The organism is Bradyrhizobium sp. HKCCYLS20291 (genome assembly GCF_051167715.1).
GTDB lineage: Bacteria > Pseudomonadota > Alphaproteobacteria > Rhizobiales > Xanthobacteraceae > Bradyrhizobium.
Window position 1 is genome coordinate 1 of record NZ_JBNPTO010000029.1, and the last position, 19,482, is coordinate 19,482.

Sequence of the window (19,482 nt, forward strand, 5' to 3'; positions counted from 1 at the left end):
CGGGCCGAGAGGATGTCGGCGATTTTGCCCATGGTGACGGCGCGGGAGCGGATGTCGCCGAGGCGCTCAAAGACGGGTAGTTCGTCTTCTCTTCTGATACGCAAGGCCTCATCGAGGTCGCCGCGACCAGCGAGGATGTCGGCGATATTGCCCATAGTAACGGCGCGCTCGCGGATGTCGCCGAGGCGCTCAAAGACGGGCAGTTCGTCTTCTCTTCTGATACGCAAGGCCTCCTCGAGGTCGCCGCGGGCCGAGAGGATGTCGGCGATTTGGCCCATGGTGACGGCGCAGGAGCGGATGTCGCCGAGGCGCTTATAGACGGGCAGTTCATCCTCTCTTCGGATACGCAAGGCCTCGTCGAGATCGCCGCGGGCCGAGAGGATGTCGGCGATTTGGCCCATGGTGACGGCGCGGGAGCGGATGTCGCTGAGTCGCTCATAGACGGGCAGTTCGTCTTCTCTTCTGATACGCAAGGCCTCGTCGAGATCGCCACGGGCCGAGAGGATGTCGGCGATTTTGCCCATGGTGACGGCGCGGGAGCGGATGTCGCCGAGGCGCTCAAAGACGGGCAGTTCTTCTTCTCTTCGGATTCGTAAGGCCTCGTCGAGGTCGCCGCGACCAGCGAGGATGTCGGCGATATTGCCCATGGTGACGGCGCGGGAGCGGATGTCGCCGAGGCGCTCAAAGACGGGCAGCAGCTCCTCTTTTCGGATACGCAAGGCCTCGTCGAGATCGCCGCGGGCCGAGAGGATGTCGGCGATTTTGCCCATGGTGACGGCGCGGGAGCGGATTTCGCCGAGGCGCTCAAAGACGGGCAGTTCTTCTTCTCTTCGGATTCGTAAGGCCTCGTCGAGGTCGCCGCGACCAGCGACGATATCGGCGATTTCGCCGCGGGCGATGGTTGCGTTCAGCTCATGTCCCGTCATTTCCGCCAGATCCCTTGCCTGCTCGAACGACGACTTGGCCTCGTCGAGGTGGCCGCGCTGCCGCATTCGTCGTGCATGTTGGAACACCAGCAGGCCGGCTTCCATCGGGTCGATCGGGTCTCCCTTGGCTTGCTTCGCCCGGAGCGAAGCGACCCCGCGTTCGAGCAGCGCATCGGCCGCCGCGCCGTCGCCGATCATCGACAAGGCGCCGGCCGTTTCGCCGAGCAGCGACCAGGGCGCGGGTCGGCTCTGGACATCGAGCAGGTCGATCGCGGTCCGGCCGAACGCCGCGGCGATCTCGGCTGAACTCCGTTGCAGGCCGCGAAGGGCTCGAAATCCACAGGCGCTGACGATGTTGCCGTCCTCGGCCATCAGCCCAAGCCTTGTCAGCTCTAGGTCGCAAGCCGGCGGCCAGTTCGGCTGTGCCGCCGTACCGCCCCAGGCGGCAAACACCTCGCGCACCGCTACACGGGCGACCGTTCCACGCTCGCCGTAGTCGAGCGGCGTCAGCCGCGCCGCTACCAGTGCATTCACGGCCAGCGCCTGCACGCTGCTGTCCACCACGTCGTCATGCGGATCGACGAGCCCGAGGTCGCGCAGGGCGTCGAGCGAAACCCCTGCCATCGTCGTCACCTTCTCTGCGATCGTCTCGGGCACCGGCAGCTCGAACAGCGTCAGTCGCCGCAAGGCCTCGCGCCCAGCATCGCCGGCGAGATCGATCAGCGTCTCAATCGCGAGATCTTCGAGCCATTGCCGCACTTCATTGTCCGACGGCAGCCCACCCTGCGCCAGCCAAGCCTCCATCTGGTCGAGCGTCTGCATGGCGTGATCGATCGTCACCGCTGAAGACAGCACCAGCTTGCGGCCGATCAGGTCCTGCAGGCCGGGATTGCCGCGAGCGATCCTGGGCACCCGGTCGAGCAAGGCAGCGCGCTCGTCGATCAGCGCCGCGCCTCTCTCACGCTCCTGCTCCGTCTTGCCGCTGACGGCGGCGGAGAATTGGCGCAGGGCCAGCTTGGTCTGAGCGGCCTCCGACAGCGGCGGCAGGGGTAAATCGCGCAGGTGCTGCTCCAGCCCATCCAGCACGAAGCGGAAGCGGCTGGTGAGCAGCAGGCGGCTGTCGCCGCCCGCGGCGTGGAACGCGGAGAGCACCGCGCGCAGCACGGGCGCATGCGCGGCCGCGACGATATGATGCTGCCGTGCCGCGTCCCATTCCAGGATGCGTTCGAGATCGTCGATCACCAGCAGCACGGCCGCGCCGTCGCGGCCGGCCTGCGCACAGGGGCCCGAGAGAAGAAGGATCAGCTCCTGCTCCAGGCAGTACGGGTCCTGGCGCACCCGCTGCGTGGCCGCGCGCACGGCGTCGGAGGCGGCGCGGTCTCGCGCCAGCGCCGTGGCGAGTGCGTCCACCACGTCGGGCGCGCCGTAGCGCGCGAACATCACCGCCAGCCGCAGATCGCGGCGCCGGTTGGCGATCCGCGCCGCCAGGCTCGACTTGCCGAGTCGGCCCATGCCGTGCAGCAGCACGCCGGCCTGGCCGCCGTCGCGGAGCGCGCGCAAGGCCGCCTGCAGCTCGCGGCGCCGGCCGACGAACATCTCGTGCGACGCCACCGGCACCTGCTGCCGCTCCTTGATCAGGAACTCCTTGGCGCCGTAGGTGGCCGGCAGCAGGCTGCGCTTGGCGGTACCACCGACGATCGCGCCGCCGCCCTGCGGGCCGCACCACAGCCGCGCCAGATGCCAGTCGCGCCGCCTGATATCATCGGCGGCCGCGTTCAGCAGCGTGCGGCGGGCGCCGGCGACCGCGTCGGGCAGCTGCTTGCGGCCGGCGAGCGCGTCATACAGCGTCGCGGCGAAGGCGATTGCGGCGGCATCGCCGACCGAGCCATCCCAGCCGAGCACCGCCGGCACACCGCTGTCGACCATCGCCTCGGCGAGCGACTGCGCGATCCCCCGGCCGCGCGCTGGTTTGGCCTGCGGCCCCGCCGCCGTGAGGCAGGCCGACAGGAAGACGAATTGCGGCCGTTGCGCCTGCAGCGTCTCGATCAGCGTGGCGGCCTTGGTCGGCAACTCGTCGCCGGCATCATCCTCCAGCAGCAGCACCGGCTCTGGATCGTTGTCGCCATGGCAGCCGAGATGCAGCGCCTGCATCGCCTCCAACTCGACCATGCGCTCGGCGAGCCGGTCCGGATTGCCGCTCTCCTCGACCAGCAGGTCGAGCGCGGTGCTGCCGACCGCCCGCATGATGGCGCTCTCCTCGGCCTCGTAGTCGAGCTCATGCTGGCCGCGCGGCGCCGCCGCCATGAACACGAGCCCGAGACGGTGGGGGCCGAGGGGCGGCGGGTCTTGGCGGCGGCCGAGCCGGCGCAGCGGCGAGAAGCCGAGCGGGACGTCGGAGGCGAGGAAGACGCCGTCGCGAGCGAGCAGCTCCCAAGGCGCACGCAGTAGCGCCACGGCGGCCTCCGAGGGGCGGAGCGTCTGCGTCGCGATCTCGAAATGCACGGGGCGATGAGCGTGGTCGAGCAGATGACAGAGGTCGCGGCCGGAGCCGTCGAGAAAGGAAAAAAGCTCGCCGCCGAGCACCAGCAGCTCCGCGGCCGGATCGTCGCGCTCCAACAGTTTTGCGTAAGCTTGCGCGAACGCGGTCAACGCCGATACCGCGGCGGCATCGAGATGCCGTCGCATTCCGACCCGCTCGCTGTTGCAGATCAGTTCGAAGCCGTCATGATCGATCGCGATGCCGGTCCCGGTCATTCGCCTTCCCGTCGAGGCTGTGATCTTACCGAGCGCATATTCGGCTGAAACCTGGCTCCGCAGCAAGCAGGAGTTGTTTGACGGTGCATCTGTTGCTGAGTTTTGGCGCTGCCCGTCGGGCGAATCAGCTGTGCGATTGGCAGATCACCTCCGCCTCTCGGGTCGCCTCGACCAACGCAAATGGCTTGCGCCGAAAAAGCGATTTCGCGCAGCAGCTCAATGCGATGCCGCGCATGGCATTCGCCAGTCGCAAAATTCTGCTTCCGTTTTTCGGAAATATATGTCTTCCTTCACGCATCCCGCCTCACCGAGAGGGGCGTACGCGCGGTCGTCACGATATGCGAGGCGGGGATGCGGTGGCCGTGTCGGGTTGCAGCGTGGCTCTGTCGCGCGGACGAACAATTCCGGTGCGGACGTGAAGTCGTGTGGTCCTGGCCTCCCGGTGCCGAGGTCAAGCCGATGCGGCGCTGATGCGCGGTGTCGATGACGGGGTCAACCAGCCGGTCCCCGAGGAGAGCACGAAGCAAACGTTAAACCCATCGCGCGGGGAATGCCGGGATGTCTCGGCTGAACCTGTGGTACCTGCCGCCTGCATTTTTTTCCGCAGGCGGGCCATGGGGGCGGCCAGCTCCCGGCATTCCCTGCGCCCTCGATGTCCGAGGGACCAAGGCGATCATCGCTCGGGCGTCATCACGCCGCGAGAACGACGGTGCTTGTCTCGTCCCGATGCTGTTTGACATCTGAAGATGACCGCCGGTGCGTCTGAGGCCGGCGATGTCGAAACTGCGCCTCATGCGCCGGCGCAGCCATGCCGGCCATTTCGCTGGCTGCAATCTCTAGCGTCCCGTTCCAGCGTCGTCCCGGCGAACGCCGGGACCCAGACTCACAGGGTTCAGTTTTGCGATGGCTGGAGGCTTCAGCCAGCTCTTGCCACATCCGTCGGTGGCTATGGGTCCCGGCGTTCGCCGGGCCGACAGCGGTGGATGTGGCCGCGTCTCGGTCTGAGACGCTGAGCTCAGCTCTTGTCGTCCTTGTCGTGGCCGAGCTGGAAGATCTGCGCGCCGTCCGCGCCCGACAGCAGGCCCGTGTCCGAGTAGAGCTTCAGCTTGGCGCGGGTGTCGGTGATGTCGAGGTTGCGCATCGTCAGCTGGCCGATGCGGTCGGCTGGCGTGAACGCGGCGTCCTCGACCTTCTCCATGCTCAGCCGCTCCGGCTGATAGCTGAGGTTCGGGCTCTCGGTGTTGAGCAGCGAATAGTCGTTGCCACGGCGCAGCTCCAGCGTGACCTCGCCGGTGATGGCGCTCGCCACCCAGCGCTGCGCGGTCTCGCGCAGCATCAGCGCTTGTGAGTCGAACCAGCGGCCTTGATAGAGCAGGCGGCCGAGGCGCAGGCCGTTGATGCGGTACTGCTCGATCGTATCCTCGTTGTGGATGCCGGTCAGCAGCCGCTCGTAGGCGATGTGCAGCAGCGCCATGCCCGGCGCCTCGTAGATGCCGCGGCTCTTGGCCTCGATGATGCGGTTCTCGATCTGGTCGCACATCCCGAGACCATGACGCCCGCCGATCGCATTGGCTTCCAGGAACAGCGCCACTGGATCGGTGAAGGTCTGGCCGTTCAGCGCGACCGGCTGGCCCTCCTCGAAGCGCACCACGACGGTCTCCGGCTTGACCGCGCAGTCCTCGCGCCAGAACGGCACGCCCATGATCGGGTTGACGATGCGGATGCCGCTGGAGAGGCTCTCGAGGTCCTTGGCCTCGTGGGTGGCGCCGAGCAGATTGCTGTCGGTCGAATACGCCTTCTCGGCGCTCATCTTGTAGTTGAAGCCATTGGCGGTCAGGAACGCCGACATCTCGGCGCGGCCGCCGAGCTCGTCGATGAACTGCTGGTCGAGCCAGGGCTTGTAGATCTTGAGGTTCGGATTGGTCAGCAGGCCGTAGCGGTAGAACCGCTCGATGTCGTTGCCCTTGTAGGTCGAGCCGTCGCCCCAGATGTTGACGCCGTCCTCCTTCATCGCGGCGACCAGCATCGTGCCGGTGACGGCGCGGCCGAGCGGCGTGGTGTTGAAGTAGGTCGCCCCTCCGGTCGAGATGTGGAAGGCGCCGGACTGGATCGCGGCGATGCCCTCATGCACCAGCTGGGTGCGGCAATCGACCAGGCGCGCCTTTTCGGCGCCGAAGCTCATCGCCTTGCGCGGGATCTCGTCATAGTCCGACTCGTCGGGCTGGCCGAGATTGGCGGTGTAGGCGAAGCAGCGCGCGCCCTTCTGCTTCATCCACAGCAGTGCGGCGCTGGTGTCGAGGCCGCCGGAGAAGGCGATGCCGACTTTCTCGCCCTTGGGAAGGCCTTTGAGGATCGTGGTCATGGGGAGTCCAACCGGGTCGTGATGGCGGTGCGTTTTACGAAATTCGGCCGCGAATAACAGATTTCGCCCTGTTCGGCACGCGATTAATCGGTCGTCGGCGGCGCTCAGGCCGCAGAGCCGCCATCCGCCGCGGGGCGGCGCGCGCCAAACAGCCGGCGGCGCAGGCGATAGCCAGGCCCGGCGATCCTGGTGAGCGCCGCGTCGATGCCGGCATCGGTCAGGCGCGTCGCCGGCCAGCGGTAGATGTAGCCATGCAGCAGCCAGATCACGACGAAGGTGACGAGGCCGGCGGCGGCGATGTCGGTGAAGAAATGGCCGCCGAACGCCATCCGCAGCACCGAGGTGGCGAGCCCGAACAGCACCGCGGCGCCGTAGGCAACGGGACGGATTGCCGGCGGCGTCAGCGCGGCCGGAGCCAGCGTCCAGAACGCGGTGGCGCCCTCGCCGGAGAAGAACGAGCAGTTGCGACCGCAGCCGCCGCGCGGATCCCACCACGGCACGAACTGCATGTCGCCGCCGAACTCGGTCACGACGACCGGGCGCGGCCGGCCCCAATAGGACTTGAAGGTCAGATTGGTAATGACGATGGCGGATAGCGACAGGGTCAGGAGCAGGAAGGCGATGGTGCGGCCCTTCACCAGCAGCGGACGGTCGGGCCGGATGAATTTCGCGACCAGCGCGACGAGCGATGGCAGCGCGAGGCCCCACGCGACCCACATCGCGGCGTCGCGCGCGAACGCGGCCGTACCATCCAGCTTGAGCGGGAAGCTGCGCGTGCCAGGATCGTAGAACAGCGCGGCCAGCTTGAGGTCGAGCTCGGGATAGACGCCGAACAGCACGCCGATGACGAGCGCGAGCGACAAAGCGATGAAGAGGCCGGTCCGGTTCATGGCCCGCGGTTTAGCGAAAGCGGATGGCGATGGAAAGGCCAGTGCCTCAGCGCGGCGATCCGGACGGGAGAGGTGGCGGCGGCAATCGCTGCGGTGATTCGCGCCACCGGCCGGCATTGCGGCCGGCGATCAGCCAATAGACGAGGCCGCCGAGGATGCCGGCGCCGGTCAGGATCTCGAGCTGGCGGTGGTCGATGCCCTCGAAGTGGAACGTCTCGGGGTCGAACGGAATCAGGCCGAGATAGCAGGCGGCGCCGACCGCGCCGCCGCCGATCGCATAGGCGAGCACGCTGCGGATCGAGAACGCCTCGGTGATGAGTGCGACCAGCAGCGCCGGGATCAGCGCAAAACCCGACACGAAGATGAAGCCGAAGCCGATGACGACCTGCAGGGCACTCTGGTCGATCGGGCCGATGCCGATGTTGGAGAATTCCGGAATCAGGATCGCGGTGACCACGACCAGCCCGGCCACGAAGCTCGCGACGAGAAATGCGAACGCGATGACGATCAGCCGGCCGATCAGTGCCATGGCGAGATACCCATACCGGACAATTGAGGCCTTGCTTTCTCGGTCCGTCATGGCCGGGCTTGACCCGGCCATCCATCGTTCAATCAAGTTCTGTCGAGGTGATGGATGCCCGGGTCGAGCACGGGCATGACGTTGTTGCTTGGAGGCGAGAGCGAGCCTCAATCCGTCATTGCCATCGCGCGCAGCGCCTGGCGCTCGCGCGCGGACAGCTTCTCGGTCTCCGACTTCAGCTGGCCGCAGGCGGCGAGGATGTCGCGGCCGCGCGGTGTGCGTACCGGCGAGGAATAGCCGGCGTTGAAGACGTATTCGGAGAACTTTTCGATCTGCTCCCAGTCCGAGCATTCGTAGGCCGAGCCGGGCCACGGATTGAACGGGATCAGGTTGATCTTGGCCGGAATGCCCTTCAGCAGCTTGACCAGCAGGCGGGCATCGTCGAGCGAATCATTGACGCCCTTGAGCATCACATATTCGAACGTGATGCGGCGCGCATTGGATGCGCCGGGATAGTCGCGGCAGGCCTGCAGCAGCTCGGCGATCGGATACTTCCGGTTCAGCGGCACCAGCTCGTTGCGCAACTCGTCGCGGACCGCGTGTAGCGAGATCGCCAGGGCCACGCCGATCTCTTCGCCGGCCCGCTTGATGTTCGGCACCACGCCTGATGTCGACAGCGTGATGCGGCGTCGGGAGATGCCGATGCCTTCATTGTCGGAGACGATCAGCAGCGCATCGCGCACCGCGTCGAAATTGTACAGCGGCTCGCCCATGCCCATCATCACGATGTTGGTGATGAGGCGGTTGCCGTGCGGCGTCTCGCGGTCCGCCCAGTCGTTGAGCCGGTCGCGTGCGACCATAATCTGGCCGACGATCTCGCCCGCAGTGAGGTTGCGCACCAGGCGCTGCGTGCCGGTGTGGCAGAACGAACAGTTGAGCGTGCAGCCGACCTGCGATGAAACGCAAAGGGTGCCGCGGTCGGTCTCCGGAATGTAGACGCACTCGACCTCGTGGGCCTTCTGCAGGCCATCGCCGCTCGGCAGCCGCAGCAGCCATTTGCGGGTGCCGTCATTGGAGATCTGCTCGGCCACGACCTCGGGCCGGTCGACCGTGAAACGCTCGGCCAGCGCGCTGCGGGTGTCCTTCGACACCGAGGTCATGTCGTCGAACGACGCGGCACCGCGAAAATACAGCCAGTGCCACAGCTGCTGTACCCGCATCTTCTGCTGGCGCTCCGCGACGCCGAGCTCGCCGAGTTTCGCAGCCAGCTCGGTGCGCGACAGCCCGATCAGCGACGGCTTGGCCGGCGGCACGTAGGTTTCGAGCGGAGTCTTTTCGAGGGGCGCGGCGGTATCGCGCAGCCCGGCGGTCGTTGCCATGTCCAGGGGCCCAAAATGCTGCCCGGCCGCTGCGGCCGGAGGCGTTCAGCCGCCTTATATAACGATCCGGCAGGCAAATGCGACCCGCGCGGATGGTATCGGCGTAACCGCCGTCCGTTCAGCGCGGCCGGGGTCTAGCGGCGGCAATCCTGGGCGACGCGGTCCAGCGCTTGGGCCAATCCCTTCAGCGAGAACACGTCGGTGGTCTCCGTGCCCTTGGCGGAGACGCCCTTGACCACCGCGTCCGGAGCCTTGCGCATGGCGTCGACCATGCGCTCCTCCTCGGCCGCGTTCTTGATCCAGAGGCCGTCACCTTGCGTGTACATCGCGTAGGATGCGCCGCCGACATCCAACGAGGCGTCGGAGCCCGGCTTCAGCGCGTAGCCGATCATGATCGAGACCTCGTTGAACACCTTCTCGGAGGGCCGGGTCGAGACGAATGCGTAGGCTGGGTCGCGCGGGCGATTGGGCGGGTTGGTCTTCGAAGACGACGGCTTGGCCAATGCGAAGCAGACCTTCTTGCCGCCAGGCGCCGCCGTATAGGCGCCCCATCCACCGAACTGCCCGATCAACGTCGGTTCCACGCCGCCGATACTGGGAACGGCGGGCTTGGCATCGGCCTTTGGCTGTGGAGCCGGCGCAGCCTTCGGCGGCGCCTTTGGCGCAGCCGTCTGGGCCTCTGCCGGGCCAGGAACTCCGAATAGGAGCGCGCCGGCTGCCAGCGCTGTCGACAATCGCGAAAACAACATGATTAAGCTACGTTCCCCCACGATCTCGTCCACCAATATTGTGACTGGAAAATGGCCCGGAATCGCAGACCGCTTTGCGAGGGATAGCGGCTTCACGCGCCGCTTGCAAAGCCGCATCGACGCGACCGGCCTCGTTGATGTGAATCCCGTTGCCGTCGAGAAGCGTTGAGAGGCGAGCTCTGGCCGATCGCAGTCCCGTTCCGAGAGGCGGTATTTGGCGCCGATGCCGCCATCGCCGCGTGGTGTTTGGCAATTGTCGCGCGGCTGCAAATCCGGCATGACGTTTCAAAAGCCGGGCACGATCCGGACAACAGCTTGAAGGAGCGTCCATGAAAGCCATTCTCTGCTCGGAATTCTGCCAGCCCGACGATCTCGTCTTTGCGGACGTGCCCGATCCGGTGGCCGGTCCCGGCGAGGCCGTGATCGCGATCAAGGCTGCGGCGCTGAACTTCTTCGACATCCTGATGATCCAGGGCAAGTACCAGATCAAGCCGCCGTTCCCGTTCTCGCCGGGTGCCGAGGTCTCCGGCGTGATCGAAAGCGTCGGCGACGGCGTGACCGATCTGAAGGTCGGCGACCGCGTCGTCGCATCGTGCGGCCACAATGGCGCGCGGCAGAAGATCGCGCTGCCGGCCGCCTCGATCGTGAAGATTCCCGACAATCTCGATTTCGATCGCGCTGCCGGCATCATCATCATCTACGGCACGGCGCTGCATGCGCTGGAGGATCGCGCCAGTCCCAAGCCGGGCGAGACGCTGGCGGTGCTCGGCGCCGCCGGCGGAACCGGGCTCGCGGCCTGCGAGCTCGGCAAGCTGATGGGGCTGAAGGTCATCGCCTGCGCGTCATCCGACGAGAAGCTCGCCTTCGCCAGGCAGCACGGCGCGTCGCTGACCTTGAACTACGCCAAGGAGGATCTGAAGGAAGGCCTGCGCAGGCTGACCGACGGCAAGGGCGCCGACGTCATCTTCGATCCGGTCGGCGGCACCTATGCCGAAGCGGCGCTGCGCTCGATCGCCTGGGAAGGCCGTTTCCTGGTGATCGGCTTCGCCGCCGGCGACATTCCGAAGATGCCACTCAACCTCGCTCTGCTGAAAGGCTGCGACATCCGCGGCGTGTTCTGGGGCGCCTGGACGCGGCTCAACCCGGCCAAGAACCGCGCCAATCTCGAGAAGCTCGTGCAGTGGACTGCGGAAGGCAAGCTGTCGTCGCATGTCGACCGCACCTTCCCGTTGGTGCAGACGGCCGACGCGCTCAAGGTGCTCGCCGGCAGGCAGGCCATGGGCAAGGTGATCCTGCATCCCTAAGGAGGTGCGCCCGACGGCACCCGACGCGCCTTTGTGGCATCTCGTCGCGTCGTCGCAACGCCGGTCTCGCCAGAGGCCGGCGTTCTGCCTTGTGGCCTTCGAATGGCAAACATCTGGAGCGGATGCAGGAAGTGCGGCACGTGCGTCTAACGAACGATGGCGCCGACATCGTAGCTGATGTGCGCCTGATCGTTGGCGGAACTCTGCACGACGCGCCGAAAAGCGCAGCCGATGCATGCAACCTGACGCCGAAAATCAGAAAGCGAGCGTGTTGTGGTTAACGCAACCGGCGCCGATTGTGGCATGGTTAATTCGGGATGTTTCCCGTTGTTTTATCGATAGATCCGGATATGCCGCGCAGCGATATCGCGCTTGCGATGCCACAATGAGATCAAAATATCTCCAGATTCATGCCGGGTCCCGTCCACTTTTAGTCGGATTCAATTAGTCAATTAGTTGGTGGCAGTGGGGTGCCTCTAACAATCGTAACGGGTCTCGAGCTTCTGACGAGCTTGGGACCACGTGTGTTGCGTGAAGTGAGATGGGGAATAAGGCCATGGCTGAGCGGACGAGTCGCGGATGGTTCAACGACAGAACCCAAACTGGTCCTGAATCTGGCCATTTCCCTGACGATGCCGCGCACGACCGTGCGGCAAGCTATCGGTTCGGACGGTCTGCTCAGGATCACGAGAGGTCCGGCTCTTATCCTGCTGACGAGTCGATGCCGATGTTCCTCTCCGAGTACGAGGGCGGGCACCAGATCGAGAGCATGGAGTTCGAGGATCAATGGCCGGCCCGGCCGCGCCGCACGTCGATCTCCACCCGTATCCTTCTCGCCGTGGTGGCCGCAGCCGGAGTCGCCGTGCTGTTCGCGCTGGTGACGTCGGATGCAACGCGTGATCTGATCGCCAGCGCCAAGGCCTCGATGATCGGCAGCGCGCCCGACCCGACCGCGCCACCACAGCCCAGCGGAACGCAGCTCACCGCGCGCGACATGCAGCTGAACGAGCCGGCGCGCGTGCCGCCCGAACCGGTCGCCTCGGCCTCGCCGGTGCAAATGGCGGCGGTCGCGCCCAGCCGCGACGATATCGCCAATGCGTACCAGACCGCCCTGCAGAACCGCGCGGTGACGCCGCCGGCGCCTGTTGCGCCGAGCGCCGCGGCCCCGGCCGCGCCGTCGGCAATGGCGCCGCCTTCGATCAATTCTCCCGGCGCTGGCGCCGCCATCGTTGCGCCCGGCCTGGGCGCCGTGACCGCCTCACCGCCGCCGGTCCCAACGCGGCGGCTGGATCCGGATGAGCTTGCCGGCATCATGAAGCGCGCCAAGGGTCTGCTCGCGGCCGGCGACATCCCGTCCGCGCGGCTGTTACTCGAGCGCGCAGCCGAGGCGCAGGAACCGGCAGCGGCGCTGATGCTGGCGCAGACCTACGATCCCCACGTGCTGGGAACGAAGGACATCCGCAACATCAATGCCGATCCGACCGCCGCGCGCAACTGGTACCGCCGCGCTGCCCAGCTCGGCTCGTCCGAAGCGCAGCGCCGGCTGGATCAGTTGCAGAATTGAACGCGCGCGGCGGCTTTTGAGGCCGCGCGTTTGGCTTTTTGTTTTTACGCATGAGTCCCGAGCCGTGTCTCTCGGCGCCGCCTGTCGTGTCCAGGCGCTGCCCGCGTACAGGCCCGCGATCATGTACCAGCTTTAGAACCGAGGGGGATACATGCGACGTCTTGTTGGAGCGGCCATCGCCGCAATGATGATAGCGTGCGGCTTTCCTGCCCACGCAGAGGACAACGAGTTCGATCCCGCCAAGGTCAGCGACAGCCTGAAGGCGATCTTCCAGTTCGGCTCGGTGCAGACCAAGCAGGCGCTGAACGCCAACACGGTGACGCTGATCACCGGCACCATCGGCGGCACCTATGTGCAGTTCGGCGCCGACCTCGCCTCGCTGCTCGACGACGGCAACAGCCTGCGCGTGCTGCCGATCGTCGGCCGCGGCTCGGTGCAGAGCGTCGCAGACATCCTGTTCCTGCAGGGTGTCGATCTCGGCGTCGTGCGCGCCGACACGCTCGACTATCTCGAGCGCAAGGGCTTCGCCAAGGACATCAAGAAGCAGTTCACCTACGTCACCAAGCTCTACAATGAGGAGATGCAGGTGATCGCGCCGCGCGCGGTCCGCAATCTGCGCGACCTCGAGGGCCGCCGGGTCAGCGTCGACCTGCCGAACGGCGGCACCTTCGTGACGGCCCTGACGGTGTTCGAGCGGCTCGGCCTGCGGGCGAACTTCCTGTACATCGAGCAGCGCATCGCGATGGAGAAGCTTAAGCGGGGCGAGCTCGACGCCGTCATCGTCGTCGGCGGCAAGCCCTACAAGTCGGTCAGCACCTTCGTGAACGACGGCCGCTTCCATCTCGTCAACGTCGATTACGACCGGCCGCTGCAGAACGACTATCTGCCGGCGGCGCTGACGGCGAAGGACTATCCGAACCTGATCGCCGAAGGCGAGAAGGTCGACACGATCGCGGTGCCGGCCGTGCTCGCGGCGTATAATTGGGCGCCGAACACCGACCGCTATCGCAAGCTGGCGACCTTCGTCGACGCCTTCTTCACCAAGTTTCCGGCATTCCAGAACCCGCCCTTCCATCCGAAGTGGAAGGAAGTCTCGCTGTCCGCGCCGCTCGCCGGCTGGCAGCGGCTGCCCTCAGCCAGCAAATGGCTCGAGACCCATGCGATGGAAGGCGCGCAGCGCGACCGCTTCGACGACTTCCTGAAGCAGAGCAGCGCTGGCAGGGGCCTGCAGAGCGAGGCCGACCGCGAAGCCCTGTTCAAGCAGTATCAGGCCTGGGAAGCCGAGAAGACCGGCAACGCCCGCGCCCAGGCACCCCGACAACGCTGAATCGCGCGCATCGCATTCACCGGCGATCGAGGCCGCAACAAAAAGCCCTGCTCGCGCAGGGCTTTTTCGTTTGGCCGCGTTTGGAAGTGCTACGGACCCGCTTCCCGGCAGAGCGCATCAGCCGCCCTTGGTGTCGTCCTTGTCGAGATCGGCGTCCTCTCCCTCTTCCAGCCGCGCGAGCGCTGCACGGGCGGCGGCATGATGGTCAGGCGTGATGTGCGAGGCCACCAGGCGAATCGTCGTCGCCAGCACGGCGGCATCGTCGGTGAAGCCGAGCACCGGCATCACGTCGGGCAGAAAGTCGAACGGCAGGATGAAATAGGCGATGGCGCCGAGCAGCGCGACCTGGACGTGCCGCGGCGTCTCCTTGTCGAACGCGCAATAATAGGCTGCGAGCAGATCCTCGGCGAACGGAATCCTGGCCAGGACCTGCTTGATCTTGACCCAGAAGCGACGGCGAACGCTGGCGCGATCCTGCGCCAGCCGGTCGGCCGGCTCGAAGCCAACGTTGTAGTCGGTCGCGTCCGAGACCATCTGCCATCTCCCGGTTCCGGATTGCGGTGTCGCGCGATCCGTCAGCGCTGATGTGGGGACGGCGGCCTTGGCTGCAAGGCGCAGCGACGCATCTCAACTCAAATCCGCGACGATGCGATCGCATCCATCGCTTTCGCCAGCTCTATATCGCGCGTGGTCACGCCGCCGGCGTCATGAGTGGTCAGCACCACGTCGACCGTGCGGTAGACGTTGCGCCATTCCGGATGATGGTCGAGCTTCTCGGCGACCAGGGCGACGCGGGTCATGAAGCCGAACGCTTCGTTGAAGTCGCGGAAGCTGAAGCTGCGGGTGATCGCCTCGCGCCCGTCGAGTTCGGACCAGCCGGGCAGCTCCTTCAGGGCACTCGCGCGTGCCTCATTTGCCAATCGTTCCGCCATGTCGACCTCCCATTCACCCGCGGACGGATCGCGCGCCGGATGGCGATCCGGGTCTCTACGGGGTCCGAAACATTCCCGGCGTCACTCTGCCGCGGCCCCAGCCTACCAGAAACGGCATCCGGATCAGAGCCTTGCAGCGCCGACGCGGTCGGGCCTTGGAACGGCCCCGATCGCCACTCAGTCGGGGGGTAGTAACCATGACGGAGATGTCACCCCGGCGAGACAAGAAATTTGCTACAGTTTACCCCTAGCGAAGGAGAAGGCGAGACCAAGCCGCGCTTGGCATTGCTTTCGCGCCATCCGACGACCGGAGGACCGGACCTGGCAGACCCTCAGACCACGCCAGCGCAGCGCTCGCAGATGCGCCCTGCCGTGTTCATCGTCATCGCTGGGATCCTCGCGATCATCGGCGCGATGGCGGGCGCCTACTATTTCGCGATGCGGCCGGTGACGCTGAAGATCGCCGTCGGGCCGCCGAACAGCGACGATCTCAAGGTGGTCCAGGCTCTGACCCAGGCGTTCTCGCAGTCGCATGCGTCGGTTCGGCTTCGTCCCGTTCCCACCGAAGGCGCGGCGGAGAGCGCGCAAGCGCTGGCGGCCGCCAAGGTGGATCTCGCCATCGTCCGCGGTGACCTCGAAGTGCCGAAGAACGCCCAGGCCGTCGCCACGCTGCGCAAGAACGTTGCCGTTCTCTTCGTGCCTCCGGCCGCCAAGGGCAAGGGCCGTAAGGGCGGCACCAAGATCACCAAGATCTCGCAGCTGGCCGGGCACAAGGTCGGCATCATCGGGCGGACCCCAGCCAACGTGAACCTGCTGAAGGTGGTCCTGCACCAGTATGGTGTCGATGCCAGCAAGGTCGAGTTCGTGCAGTTTCCGATCTCGGAGGCGGCCGAGGCGGTGCGCAACCAGAAGGCCGACGCCTATCTCGCCGCCGGACCGATCAACAGCAAGATCACCGCCGATGCCATCGCTGCGGCCACCAAGGAGGGCGGCGTGCCGACCTTCCTGGCAATCGACTCGGCCGAGGCCATCGCGCAGAACCACCCGGAATATGAATCCGCCGACATTCCGGCGGGCGCCTTCGGCGGCTCGCCCGATCGCCCGGAGGACGAGGTCAAGACCATCAGCTTCACCCACCATATCGTGGCACGGAAGGGCCTCTCCGAATCCACGGTCTCGGCGTTCACCCACCAGCTGTTCTCGGTGCGCCAGCAGCTGATGTCGGAATTCCCGCTCGCCGCCAAGATCGAGACCCCGGATACCGACAAGGACGCCGCCATCCCCGCCCATCCCGGCGCGGCCGCCTTCGTGGACGGCGAGGAGAAGACCTTCCTCGATCGCTACAGCGACTACATCTGGTGGGCGCTGATGGCGCTGTCGGCAATGGGCTCGGCCGGCGCCTGGTTCGCCGGCTATCTCAAGCGCGACGAGCGCACGATCAACACGTCGCTTCGCGACCGCCTGCTGGAGATGATCAGCATCGCCCGCAAAAGCGATTCGACCGAGGAGCTCGACCAGCTGCAGAGCGAGGCCGACGAGATCCTGCGCAACACGCTGACCTGCTTTGAGGATGGCGCCATCGAGCATGCCGCGCTGACGGCATTCAACATCGCGCTCGAACAGTTCCACAATGCGGTCGCCGATCGCAAGCTGATCCTGATGAGCATGCCGGCCAACCTGCAGCGGACCGGGGCGCAGCTGCGCGCCGCCGGCACCTGATCCGTCGCCGCGGCGGCGGCCAAGCCGCTGCCGGGCGCGTCCTGTAATCGCAGCGTCATCAAATTTTTCTAGGTCTTCGGACGCATGGCCGCACGCGTCGGTGCGCCGTCCGACTGGAGACCCGCATGACCGTCCATTTCCCACGCCCGCAGCTCCGCACGCTGTCCCGCCGCCGCTTCCTGTCCACGGCGGCCGCGGCCGGCGTCACCACGCTGTCGATGCCCTATCTCAGCCGCGCGGCCGACCGGCCCCAGATCACGCACGGCGTCCAGTCGGGCGACGTCGGTATGGACGGCGGTGTCGTCTGGGCGCGTGCCGACCGTCCGTCGCAGATGATGGTCGAGGTGGCGACGACGGAGTCGTTCAAGAATGCGCGCAGCCTGCCGCCGATCGCGGCGCTCCCGGAAAGCGACTTCACCGCCAAGATGCTGCTGGACAATCTGCCGAGCGGCCAGGACATCTTCTACCGCGTCAAATTCCGCGACCTGGCGCATAGCGCCGTCGAGAGCGAGCCGGTGGTCGGCCGCTTCCGCACCGCGCCTGGCCACAAGCGCGACGTCTCCTTCGTCTGGGGCGGCGACGTCGCCGGGCAGGGCTGGGGCATCAACCCCGACGATGGCGGCATGTTCACCTTCGCCACCATGAAGAAGCACCGGCCGGATTTCTTCCTGCATTCCGGCGATACCATCTATGCCGACGGTCCGATCAAGTCCGAGGTCAAGCTGCCGGACAACAAGGTCTGGAAGAACCTCACGATCGAGGAGAAGGCCAAGGTCGCGGAGACGCTCGACGAATTCCGCGCCGCTCACAAGTACAATTTCCTCGACGAGAACGTCCGCGCCTTCAACGCCGAGGTGCCGATCTTCGTGCAGTGGGACGACCACGAGGTGACCAACAACTGGTCGGCCTCCAAGGAGCTGCCCGCGGCCTACAAGGAGCGCAACATCCAGCTGCTCGCGGCGCGGGCCGCGCGCGCCTTCCACGAGATGTATCCGATGCGCGAGAGCATCGTCGAGCCGGGCCGCGTCTACCGCACCATCAATTACGGCCCGCATCTCGACGTGTTCGTGCTCGACGAGCGCAGCTATCGCGGCGCCAACGGCCCCAATCTCGAGGAGACCTATGGTCCGGCGTCCTATTTCATCGGGCCGGAGCAGATGCGCTGGCTGAAGCAGGCGCTCTTGAACTCGCGCGCGACCTGGAAGGTGATCGCCTCCGACATGCCGCTCAGCATCATCGTGTATGACGATGCGGCCAACAAGAAGGGCTCGGAGGCGTTCGCGCAAGGCGACGGTCCGGCGCGCGGCCGCGAGCTCGAGATCGCCGAGATCCTGCGCTTCATCAAGCACTACGCGGCCGCGCACTACTACGATCCGAACAAGGCGCAATTCCAGGACTTCGCGCCGTTCTGGGAGTTCGTCTCGGGCCCGCTCCATGCCGGCACGTTCGGTCCGAACGAGCTCGACAACACGTTCGGTCCCGAGGTGCGCTTCATCAAGGCGCCCGGTCTCGACAAGCAGAACCTGCCGCCCTCGGCCGGCATGCAGTTCTTCGGCCACGTCAAGATCGACGGCGGGACCGGGCAGATGACGGTGACCTTGCGCGACCGCGCCGACGTCGCGCTGTGGTCGACGACGCTCGATCCCAAACTGGGCTGAGAGCTCTCGGCCGGACACGGCGGCGGAAACTACTCCCGCCGCCGCAGCACGGCCTCTAACGCATCCGTCGGACACGGCTTCGGCAGCCGCGGCCGGTCGGAGAAGGCGGGAGGCACGCGATCGGCGCCATAGCCGGTCGAGAATGCGAAGGGAATGCCGAGCACCATCAGCCGTTCGGCGATCGCGAAGCTCTGCTCGCGAACGAGACCGACGTCGAGCAGCGCGAACTGCGGTGCGCGCTGCTCGATCATCGCGAGTGCGCTGGCGACGTTCGCAGCAACCCTGATGATGGCAATGCCGAAATCGGAGATGGTGTCTTCCAGACCGAGCGCGATGATCGGGTCGTCTTCGACGACCAGCACATCCTGATAGAACTCGGGCACGCCTGCTTGCGAGCTGGTCATGATCTGCGGGGTTCCAGGGTGAAGGACGGCCCCGCGGCCGGCGCCTCGTTTTAAGCGCACCGGCGGGTTCCTGGAACCGATCGCAGCATATCCGAGTTCCTGTGTCGGTGCACTTGTGAACACAAGGGGCACGGATCACGCATATGCGTGCGGCGCGGGGAGCGACGATGCTGAACCAAGGTGTGACGACACTGACGCGGGAGCGGCCCTACAACAACCTGCTGCGGCGGTTGAGCCCGGCCGACTACGCGCTGATCGCGCCCTACCTCGTGGAGGACGCGGCTGCGCCCAACGAGCTGCTCTATCGCCCCGGCGACGACGTGCAGATCGTGCATTTTCCCTGTGGACCGGCGCTCACCTCCTATCTGGTGCCCAACGAGGACGGCCGCGACGTCGAAACCATCCTGGTCGGCCGCGAAGGGGCGGTCGGCGGCATCGTCAGCGAAGGCTTCCTGCCGGCCTATACGCGGATCGTCGTCAAGTTCGGCGGACCGTTTGCGCGCCTGCCGTTGTCGCGGCTTGCCGCCGCCAAGCTGCAGTCGAAGACGCTGCGCAACGTGTTCGCGCGTTATGCGGACTGCATGCTGGCGCAGATGTTCCAGTCGACCGCCTGCAACGCCATCCATTCGATCGAGCAGCGCACGGCGAAATGGATCGTCGCGGCGATGGATCGCACCGACGGCGAGCCGACCGTGCCGCTGACCCATGAGCAACTGGGCACGCTGCTCGGCGTCGGCCGCAGCTATGTGAGCCGTGTCGTCCAAACCTTCCGGACCGAAGGCATCCTCGACACCAGGCGCGGTGCCTTCATGGTGCGGGATTTAGACGCCCTGAAGCGGCGCTCCTGCCTGTGCAACGAGGCGGTCAAGACCCACTTCGAGGAGGTCCTGCGCGGCGTCTATCCGACCGAGCAGGCCGCAGCGAGCTGAGAGCAACCATTGCCTTTGCCGCGCGGAACTTGCCATAGTCCGGCTGCAACCGGACGATGGGAGTC

Annotated in this window: 17 protein-coding genes; 8 read left to right on the plus strand and 9 right to left on the minus strand. The window is 66.2% G+C overall.

The window, feature by feature from the left end; genetic code table 11:
* Positions 1-3,509, minus strand: a 3,509-nt coding sequence (locus ACQR07_RS35705; RefSeq protein ID WP_434906769.1) for a CHAT domain-containing protein, incomplete at its 3' end; no start/stop codon positions are given.
* Between ACQR07_RS35705 and ACQR07_RS35710 the strand changes: the two genes are divergently transcribed.
* Positions 3,435-3,728, plus strand: coding sequence for a hypothetical protein (locus ACQR07_RS35710; RefSeq protein WP_434906774.1), 294 nt, complete (start codon positions 3,435-3,437; stop codon positions 3,726-3,728). The genes ACQR07_RS35705 and ACQR07_RS35710 overlap by 75 nt on opposite strands.
* A 967-nt stretch (positions 3,729-4,695) precedes the next feature.
* On the opposite strand, the gene argG is transcribed toward ACQR07_RS35710, so the two are convergent.
* The 5 genes from argG to ACQR07_RS35735 all read right to left on the minus strand — a co-directional run bounded on the left by argG (position 4,696) and on the right by ACQR07_RS35735 (position 9,553).
* Positions 4,696-6,042, minus strand: a complete 1,347-nt coding sequence (gene argG / locus ACQR07_RS35715; protein ID WP_434906731.1) for an argininosuccinate synthase — start codon at positions 6,040-6,042, stop codon at positions 4,696-4,698.
* A gap of 104 nt (positions 6,043-6,146) precedes the next feature.
* Positions 6,147-6,932 (minus strand): phosphatase PAP2 family protein, encoded by a 786-nt coding sequence (locus tag ACQR07_RS35720; RefSeq protein ID WP_434906732.1) that lies wholly within the window; start codon positions 6,930-6,932, stop codon positions 6,147-6,149.
* A 46-nt stretch (positions 6,933-6,978) separates the two neighbouring features.
* Positions 6,979-7,461: a hypothetical protein gene (locus tag ACQR07_RS35725; protein WP_434906733.1), complete on the minus strand. Its 483-nt coding sequence runs from the start codon at positions 7,459-7,461 to the stop codon at positions 6,979-6,981.
* A gap of 158 nt (positions 7,462-7,619) precedes the next feature.
* Positions 7,620-8,831 (minus strand): 23S rRNA (adenine(2503)-C(2))-methyltransferase RlmN, encoded by a 1,212-nt coding sequence (gene rlmN, locus ACQR07_RS35730; protein ID WP_434906734.1) that lies wholly within the window; start codon positions 8,829-8,831, stop codon positions 7,620-7,622.
* 134 nt (positions 8,832-8,965) lie between these two features.
* Positions 8,966-9,553, minus strand: coding sequence for an invasion associated locus B family protein (locus ACQR07_RS35735; RefSeq protein WP_434906770.1), 588 nt, complete (start codon positions 9,551-9,553; stop codon positions 8,966-8,968).
* On the opposite strand from ACQR07_RS35735, the gene ACQR07_RS35740 reads away from it, so the two are divergent.
* The 4 genes from ACQR07_RS35740 (at position 9,441) to ACQR07_RS35755 (ending at position 13,775) form a co-directional block, all read left to right on the plus strand.
* Positions 9,441-9,749 (plus strand): hypothetical protein, encoded by a 309-nt coding sequence (locus tag ACQR07_RS35740; RefSeq protein ID WP_434906775.1) that lies wholly within the window; start codon positions 9,441-9,443, stop codon positions 9,747-9,749. The genes ACQR07_RS35735 and ACQR07_RS35740 overlap by 113 nt on opposite strands.
* 160 nt (positions 9,750-9,909) lie before the next feature.
* The gene (locus tag ACQR07_RS35745) at positions 9,910-10,884 is read left to right on the plus strand and encodes an NADPH:quinone oxidoreductase family protein (protein WP_434906735.1); all 975 of its coding nucleotides are present in this window, start codon (positions 9,910-9,912) and stop codon (positions 10,882-10,884) included.
* Positions 10,885-11,440: 556 nt separating this feature from the next.
* Positions 11,441-12,448: a hypothetical protein gene (locus tag ACQR07_RS35750; RefSeq protein WP_434906736.1), complete on the plus strand. Its 1,008-nt coding sequence runs from the start codon at positions 11,441-11,443 to the stop codon at positions 12,446-12,448.
* Positions 12,449-12,599: 151 nt separating this feature from the next.
* Positions 12,600-13,775, plus strand: a complete 1,176-nt coding sequence (locus ACQR07_RS35755) for a TAXI family TRAP transporter solute-binding subunit (protein ID WP_434906737.1) — start codon at positions 12,600-12,602, stop codon at positions 13,773-13,775.
* A 117-nt stretch (positions 13,776-13,892) separates the two neighbouring features.
* On the opposite strand, the gene ACQR07_RS35760 is transcribed toward ACQR07_RS35755, so the two are convergent.
* Together ACQR07_RS35760 and ACQR07_RS35765 are read right to left on the minus strand one after the other, a co-directional pair.
* Positions 13,893-14,309, minus strand: coding sequence for a YkvA family protein (locus ACQR07_RS35760; RefSeq protein WP_434906738.1), 417 nt, complete (start codon positions 14,307-14,309; stop codon positions 13,893-13,895).
* Between the two features lie 98 nt (positions 14,310-14,407).
* Positions 14,408-14,707 (minus strand): 4a-hydroxytetrahydrobiopterin dehydratase, encoded by a 300-nt coding sequence (locus tag ACQR07_RS35765; RefSeq protein ID WP_434906739.1) that lies wholly within the window; start codon positions 14,705-14,707, stop codon positions 14,408-14,410.
* 372 nt (positions 14,708-15,079) lie between these two features.
* Here ACQR07_RS35765 and ACQR07_RS35770 point away from each other — a divergent pair, with 372 nt between their 5' ends.
* Positions 15,080-16,426 (plus strand): TAXI family TRAP transporter solute-binding subunit, encoded by a 1,347-nt coding sequence (locus tag ACQR07_RS35770; RefSeq protein WP_434906771.1) that lies wholly within the window; start codon positions 15,080-15,082, stop codon positions 16,424-16,426.
* Positions 16,427-16,551: 125 nt separating this feature from the next.
* Entirely contained in the window at positions 16,552-18,084 is a 1,533-nt protein-coding gene (locus tag ACQR07_RS35775; RefSeq protein ID WP_434906740.1) for an alkaline phosphatase D family protein, read from the plus strand.
* 29 nt (positions 18,085-18,113) lie between these two features.
* Here the strand turns inward: ACQR07_RS35775 and ACQR07_RS35780 are convergent, their stop codons facing one another.
* Positions 18,114-18,488: a response regulator gene (locus tag ACQR07_RS35780; RefSeq protein WP_434906741.1), complete on the minus strand. Its 375-nt coding sequence runs from the start codon at positions 18,486-18,488 to the stop codon at positions 18,114-18,116.
* Between the two features lie 167 nt (positions 18,489-18,655).
* On the opposite strand from ACQR07_RS35780, the gene ACQR07_RS35785 reads away from it, so the two are divergent.
* Entirely contained in the window at positions 18,656-19,417 is a 762-nt protein-coding gene (locus ACQR07_RS35785; RefSeq protein ID WP_434906742.1) for a Crp/Fnr family transcriptional regulator, read from the plus strand.
* Positions 19,418-19,482: the final 65 nt, after the last annotated feature.